This window comes from Bathymodiolus japonicus methanotrophic gill symbiont (assembly GCF_019721995.1).
In the GTDB taxonomy this organism is placed as follows: domain Bacteria; phylum Pseudomonadota; class Gammaproteobacteria; order Methylococcales; family Methylomonadaceae; genus Methyloprofundus.
The window spans coordinates 1-6,821 of the sequence record NZ_BLYC01000094.1; the positions used below are offsets into that span (position 1 = coordinate 1).

Here is a 6,821-nt window from a genome sequence, read left to right on the forward strand (position 1 = left end):
GCTCAAAAAAGCCTTATATTTTTTCCATGGACACCTATCTTGTTACTGGGCTAGCTGGCTACTCAAATGGAAAGAGGGTGCCTTTGAAGCTGAGCATATGAACCACCTTTTATTGAAATTGAGAATTATGATAGCACCTGAATTCAAGTCATAAGTACATAACCCAATAAATTTTTCATATCTATCCCAGTCAGCTCTTCAAATACCTCATAAGGTGTTTTGTAATTGAGACACTTTTTAGGGCGACTATTTAGCTTATCAACGGCTATAAAAACCTCTTTTATCGTAACATCAATCAACTCCATTACTTTAGGGAAATACTGTCTTAATAAGCCATTAGCATTCTCATTTTGCCCTCTTTCCCAAGAGCTGTAGGGAGTCGCAAAATACGTATCACAACCTAGCTTTTTATAGGATCAAGCATTAAAATAGTTGCGTCTAATACATATTGAGCCTTTTTCCCCGCTAAAGGGAAGGCCAACCGTAATTTAGAGACTCGCTCATCCAACGTTACAATCGCCCCTTTGTGATTTTTCCCAATGATTGTATCTGCCTCCCAATCACCTATACGCTTACGGTTGTTGACCTCTTCAGGACGCTCATCTATATCGACTCTATTAGGGATTCCTGTCCTATTATGGGCTGACCCATACCGCTTGCGATAGGTTTTGTTCTGATGCCGAAGATGCTTGTATAGTTCACCCCCTGCCTTTTTGTCCGCCAGAATATGCTGGTAGATTGTTTCATGATGAAGACTAATTATACCTTCTTGTTTTAACCGCCCTGCAATCTGCTCAGGACTCCAGTCATCCTCAATGCGAACATTAACAATGCCTTTTATTTCATCCGTTAATTTAACCTCTTTAGGCTTGTTTTTGTGTCGTTCTTGGGCAAAATCTTCTGCTTGTTTATGCCTGTAGCCTCTTTGACCTGTATTGCGTTTAATCTCGCGTGAAATATTGCTTTGGCTTCGTTCTAAGGCTTCTGCTATTTTATTCTGTGAAGTTCCCTTTTTTAATTCAATTTCTATATAATATCTTTCTTCAGGACATAGGTGTGTATAGCTCATTTGTAGCCTCTGTAAATTGTTTGGTAGCTGTTTACTTTACACCTATGTCTTGTCTTAATTCAACAGGTGTTAGTCTAGCCAATACTTGCAGAGGGTTATGCACTTATTATACGAATTCAGGAGATACAAAATGACGATTTATTATTTGAGTCAACATCAATAGCGGCAGGCCATTCAACTTATCGTATCCTTTTAGAAAAAAATATATCTGATAAAGATTTTTTAAAATTTTGGAACCCCCTTGAAAAGCAGGGGTGTTCATATGAAAGTGCAGATATGGATAAAATATCCTTGTATGCTATTGATGTGCCGCCAAAGTCGGATATATATCTAGTTTATGAATTACTTGAAAAGGGGGAGCGAGAAGGAATATGGGGATTTGAGGAGGGGCATTGTGGACACTCACTCTAGTAAACATTGCCTATAATGGACTCCACTTTAGATATTTGCCATTTAAAGCTGCTGTTGCAGCTTTTTTTGTGTCTTCAATATCGCTAGTCATAGCTTGTTCAAGGAAATCTTTAGTTAAGTTTCTTGGCCAGCCAGGTGTTGCAGCAATTGCCAAAAAATTCAAATTTTGATTTTTTTGTAATGATACATATGCAATTATTTTTTGAATGTAATCATCACTAAGAATTATATGGTGCATAGGTAATGAACGGAGACAACCATCCACAAGCTCTTTTTTATCATTTTCAATCCATTTTGTAAGAGAGACAAGAGAGGGATTATTTATAAGCTCCAATGTTGTAACTGCGTCTCCAATAGCTATATAGGGTTCTGTCGCATAAATCTCCCTTTCCGACGTTATCTGCTATCATAATTCTCAATTTCAATAAAAGGTAGATCATATGCTCAGCTATGGATAAAAGTGGCGCTAACTATGCAGATTAGCCAATATTAACCTCTTGTTAATCCTCGCTGGGTTTGCCACTATGATTGACATATTACAAGTTAAATATTTGAATAACATCATCGAACAGGATCATCGCTTTATCAAAAAAATAACAAAACCGATGATGGGCTTTAAAGCGTTTCACTCCGCCCAAGCAACAATTGATGGAATTCAAACGGCACATATCATCCGAAAGGGGCAATTGTCTGAGGAAAATATTCCTGCTTATAAGCAGTTTATGGCTTTAGCAGGATAGTTATGCCTGAAGACCAGGAGGTCTATAATCCCCCAGCAAATCCAGACAAGAAATCAAAGCAATCTTATTCCAAATTAGTTACTATTTGTAAAAAATTGGAGTATTAAAATGAGCAGAAAAAGAACGGTCTACAGTGCTGAATTTAAAAGCAAGTTGGTATTAGAAGTTTTAAAGAATGAAAAAACACTGCAAGAAATTGCCAGTGCAAATAACATCACACCTAAGAACCTACAAAACTGGAAAAAAATATTCTTAGACAATGCAGAAATAGCAATGGAGCCCTCCAAAGCCGTTAAAGATTACAAAGAGGATCTATTAGCAGCTCAAGAACAAAATGAGATGCTCACAAAAATCGTAGGAAAAATGACGGTTGAAAAGGAGTGGCTCGAAAAAAAGCTAAAAAGCTTGGACTCATCTGATAGAAAACAGTTGATTGAGCCCAAGCTTAACACTCTACCTCTAACACAGCAGTGTGCATTATTAGGATTAAATAGAAGCAATCTCTATTACAAAAAAAGAGAGAATAAAAAGAAAGAAGAGATCAAAACTCAGATTAATCACATTTTTAAAGACATCCCTATTTATGGTGCGGCTAAAGTACACCAGCAGTTGCTTGAAGGTGGTTTTAAAGTCAGTTTAAACACGGTGGCGAGTTATCGGCAGCAGATGGGCTTGAAAGCCGTATTAGCGGTAAAACAAGTCAATACAACGATCCCCATAAAAGAACATAAAAAATATACTTATAAGCTTAGAGATCTTGATATATCACACGCTAACCAAGTTTGGAGTACAGATATAACCTATATTAAAACCAAAGAAGGGATGGTTTATTTAGCGGCGATTATTGATTGGCACTCAAAAGCAGTGCTCGCCCATAAAATATCAAACACAATGGATTCTTTTTTAGTTATGGATGTATTAGATGAAGCGCTTTCTCTCTACGGAACACCTGAAATTTTTAATACGGATCAAGGCAGTCAATACACCAGTGAAATTCATACCCAACGACTAAAAAACAAAGGCATTACTATTTCTATGGATGGAAAAGGACGAGCAACGGATAATATTTGTATTGAACGGTTTTGGCGAAGTGCAAAATGTGAGCGTATTTATTTAAATGAATATGGTTCAATTAGAGCGTTAATAGAAGATGTTGATGACTATATTGAGTTTTATAATCATCAACGGTTTCATGAAACCCTGGACTATAAAAAACCAATGAATGTATATAGAGAAAGTATTTTAGCTAATGAACAGCAGAATGAAGCGGCTTAGGAATATGGAATAAGGATTGTTGAAAAATCTGTCTTGACTCTTTGGGGTGCTATACTTGTTCAAGGAAATCTTTAGTAAGTTTCTGCCAGCATGTTGATAGTCACGGGGATACGCTTGATTTCATGCTTTCTGAGCACCGTGATGAAGAGGCTGCAACCGCATTTTTTAAACAAACGATTAACAATAATGGCTTTCGCTGTCAGCCCCGGACGGGCTGATAGTCTCCAGAAGGCGCAGGGAAATTTGCCAATCCGAAGTGCGCGATAGCGCGCGAGGGAGGCTAAAATTTTATCCCGAATAGCCGTAGAGCCATTTGTGGTAGCCATGACTGAGCTGCTTTGTGCTCAGTCTGTGGCGGACGCAGGGCGGCTGGAGCATCTCCTATTCGCTGCGTAGGTGAACGAATTACGGCGACAGGAGTCCCGGAATTTAGTGAGGTAGCATGGCGCGCCTGCCTGATAAGGTCGTTATGGATAAAAGTGGCGCTAACTATGCAGGATTAGCCAATATTAACCTCTTGTTAATCCTCGCTGGGTTTGCCACTATGATTGACATATTACAAGTTAAATATTTGAATAACATCATCGAACAGGATCATCGCTTTATCAAAAAAATAACAAAACCGATGATGGGCTTTAAAGCGTTTCACTCCGCCCAAGCAACAATTGATGGAATTCAAACGGCACATATCATCCGAAAGGGGCAATTGTCTGAGGAAAATATTCCTGCTTATAAGCAGTTTATGGCTTTAGCAGGATAGTTATGCCTGAAGACCAGGAGGTCTGTGCTTTTGATAATTATTGCGACAGAACCGTATTGCTTAATGGCGAGTCCCCCAGCTCCCGCAAATAATTCAATAGACGTATAATCTCTTAATGGAGTTTCGTCCTCCTGAAAGGATTTAGGAGATTCGAGCATCGCTTTTATTTGAGGAAGATGCGCAAGATCTTTTAATAAATACTCACTACCTCCCCCACTACTATCTGAGGGGATAGGAGATATTTTTTTATCTCTCTTCCACTTGGTGATCGTCGTACTCGATACCGACATGATATCTGCCAATAACTTTTCCGAAATAATATCCATCTTAGACACACAAATCCTAAATTAAAATGTAAACTGAATTGGCTAGACCTCTAATAAACCTAGCCAAAACATCATTCTAGGGTGTAATTAAAACCTCGTTTTTATTAGAAGCTCCGTACTGGCATTACACTAAGTCTAAACGCTCTATCCGCCATTGCACCCTTGCTAGTCCATAGATTTTTAGCGTAGGCTTTTGTATTTGGATAATTCAAAATGATAGTAGATGACCACATATAATTAGGAAGTTCCCAACCATCACCCCCTTGGCCTAAAGATTCTTCAAGATTAACATAATGCTCTACCCTATCTAATTCACCTCTTGAGGGAACAATCCAATCATCGTATCCATTAACTACAAATTTATCTACTACAGGGAATACGGTCTCTCCGCCATTATAACTCTCACAATTTTCCCCAAGCATTAGAGCATTATTCCCTGCTCCGGTACCAATATCCCGCCCTTTAGCAGATACAGGTACGTTATAGCAGCCCCATTCTAGGTTTGAGATAATTTCTGGTGAGGATTCCATCCCGTGTCTACCACCCGAAGAGGTATGGAATACAGTACCCCCAGCTAGTCCAGTATCTCCTACTTTAAACAAAATTGCGCACTCAGTATCTTGTAACCCCGTTTGTATCTTTGCATAGCCCGCATCTGTCATCCAAGACTCACGAGTTCTTAATTCTTCACATGTCTTTTTACGCTCAACTATAGCTTCATCATAAGCCGCCAACTGGCTCAATGTTATTTGTTCGATTTGCCCTTCTTGTTCTGGCGGATCACCAGCTTGGTATGCAGTTGCTGTGGTAGATAATGCTAAGGCTAATGTACCTATTACTATTTTAGTGTTTGTTTTATTATTTATTTTATTATTCATTCTTCTTATCCTAATTAATTATTACTTACTAAGGGCTAAATATTCCAATTCTACGTCATAGGTTTTCGCCCAATAGGGTCTCAAGATTTCTAAATAGGAGGCAATCCCAACGGTTCTGTCGCAAAAAATAAAATCACCTTATTACCTACGATTATAAGATTTAATTTGAGCCACAGTAGGTTCACATGCTCAACTGAAAATGGCTCTATTTTTCAAGCCATTACTTTCCTGAATACCCCATGGTAATTGACTTTAACACTATATTATCGTAATTTTAATGATGGGATGAGACTGTTTTTCTCCTGCATGGTGTTTTATCCATTTGCCGCAAAAAAACAAGTTACAGTTGATTTTTACACAAATATTTATTTTTTGCGACAGAACCCGCCTCGGTCATTGTTACTAATGCCACTTTATCACCCGTAATTGTTATTCTATGAAAGTGTAACTATTTATCACATCATAAAATCATCACATATTTAGAGTGAACACGCCCGCTGAAAATCAGGGAATCGGGGAGTCGCTATTTTTGCCTACCCTTTACCCATCATGTAAAAGTTATCACCCTATTTTACCTACCCTAATGAATACTTGATTTCCGTTCAATCCGCATTTAACTATTACTATTAGTGAGGCTTTATTGTCTTGATAACTCACATTAAGACGTATGTATCACACCATGCAGAGATAAATAACCCTGTGACATTACTATGTGTAAATTGTGAGCAACAATTCTTATATCGTAGTTACCCACAAGAACTGTTGATAAAAGTGTGTATTACTTTTGAGTAACTGGATTAAAGCCACGGTACATATGGGATAGGGTTATATTGTGTATTTTTTGTACAGGACATTTATTAAGCTACATTTGATTCACAGTTTCACTATGTTCCTAAGTAATGCCACGCATATAACACTATCAAGGAGTGTCACATAAATGGTCGTTTATGTGGTGATGGTGGCTCAAACGGGTTCTATAAGTGTTTGTATAAAAATCAACTGTAACTTGTTTTTATGCGGCAAATGGATAAAACACCATTAACAATAGCAAATATAAAATGGCTTTTATGCGGTTTTTTTTCCATTCGCAAGGTTTAAACCTTGCGCCTTTCAGCAATACCTTCGCCAGAATTAAAATAAACTCATTTTTATGAATTTTATAGCCTATAATCGATTGATTTATATGGGTGTAAGATTGTCATTCTTGGCTTAAATTAAAATTGGCGAAGTTATTGTTTCAGGCGAGCATATTTATCTCAAATGTTACAATCTAAAGATGGATTATCATTATGGCAGTCATACAGTCTACAATGTCGTTTTAGTTAAATATTACTCTATTTAGCTAAAATCAAGATTTGGCGT

At 37.7% G+C, this 6,821-nt stretch carries 7 protein-coding genes and 3 pseudogenes; 6 read left to right on the forward strand and 4 right to left on the reverse strand.

The genetic code is table 11. The features are described 5' to 3' along the window. Positions 1 to 143: 143 nt before the first annotated feature. A pseudogene (locus K6984_RS29830) lies at positions 144 to 1,069 on the reverse strand (IS30 family transposase). 114 nt (positions 1,070 to 1,183) lie between these two features. Between K6984_RS29830 and K6984_RS36850 the strand changes: the two are divergent. Then, complete coding sequence (locus K6984_RS36850) at positions 1,184 to 1,480, forward strand: DUF4265 domain-containing protein (protein WP_420831742.1); 297 nt, start codon at positions 1,184 to 1,186, stop codon at positions 1,478 to 1,480. A 10-nt stretch (positions 1,481 to 1,490) separates the two neighbouring features. Here K6984_RS36850 and K6984_RS29840 read toward each other — a convergent pair whose 3' ends face one another. Continuing rightward, positions 1,491 to 1,814, reverse strand: a complete 324-nt coding sequence (locus K6984_RS29840) for a hypothetical protein (RefSeq protein WP_221898598.1) — start codon at positions 1,812 to 1,814, stop codon at positions 1,491 to 1,493. 116 nt (positions 1,815 to 1,930) lie between these two features. On the opposite strand from K6984_RS29840, the pseudogene K6984_RS29845 reads away from it, so the two are divergent. The 5 genes and pseudogenes from K6984_RS29845 to K6984_RS29865 form a co-directional block, all read left to right on the forward strand. Continuing rightward, positions 1,931 to 2,220, forward strand: a pseudogene (locus K6984_RS29845) (DDE-type integrase/transposase/recombinase); the annotation flags it as partial. 108 nt (positions 2,221 to 2,328) lie between these two features. Further along, positions 2,329 to 3,495 carry an IS3 family transposase gene (locus tag K6984_RS29850; RefSeq protein WP_087870166.1) on the forward strand — a complete coding sequence of 389 codons (1,167 nt, stop codon included), beginning with the start codon at positions 2,329 to 2,331 and terminating at the stop codon, positions 3,493 to 3,495. Between the two features lie 122 nt (positions 3,496 to 3,617). Continuing rightward, entirely contained in the window at positions 3,618 to 3,713 is a 96-nt protein-coding gene (locus K6984_RS29855; protein WP_221898599.1) for a transposase, read from the forward strand. 120 nt (positions 3,714 to 3,833) lie between these two features. Next, positions 3,834 to 3,998 (forward strand): hypothetical protein, encoded by a 165-nt coding sequence (locus K6984_RS29860; protein ID WP_221898600.1) that lies wholly within the window; start codon positions 3,834 to 3,836, stop codon positions 3,996 to 3,998. Further along, positions 3,947 to 4,255: pseudogene (locus K6984_RS29865) on the forward strand (DDE-type integrase/transposase/recombinase); the annotation flags it as partial. The gene K6984_RS29860 and the pseudogene K6984_RS29865, both read left to right, overlap by 52 nt. Here K6984_RS29865 and K6984_RS29870 read toward each other — a convergent pair. Both K6984_RS29870 and K6984_RS29875 read right to left on the reverse strand, forming a co-directional pair. Then, complete coding sequence (locus tag K6984_RS29870) at positions 4,225 to 4,590, reverse strand: hypothetical protein (protein ID WP_221898601.1); 366 nt, start codon at positions 4,588 to 4,590, stop codon at positions 4,225 to 4,227. The pseudogene K6984_RS29865 and the gene K6984_RS29870 sit on opposite strands and share 31 nt — an antisense overlap. 95 nt (positions 4,591 to 4,685) lie before the next feature. Further along, entirely contained in the window at positions 4,686 to 5,459 is a 774-nt protein-coding gene (locus K6984_RS29875) for a hypothetical protein (protein ID WP_221897898.1), read from the reverse strand. Positions 5,460 to 6,821: the final 1,362 nt, after the last annotated feature.

Excerpts from the sequence above, each read along its gene's own strand:
- K6984_RS29850 (WP_087870166.1), top strand. The coding sequence starts at position 2,329 with ATGAGCAGAAAAAGAACGGTCTACAGTGCTGAATTTAAAAGCAAGTTG.
- K6984_RS29875 (WP_221897898.1), bottom strand. The coding sequence starts at position 5,459 with ATGAATAATAAAATAAATAATAAAACAAACACTAAAATAGTAATAGGT.
- K6984_RS29855 (WP_221898599.1), top strand. The coding sequence starts at position 3,618 with ATGCTTTCTGAGCACCGTGATGAAGAGGCTGCAACCGCATTTTTTAAA.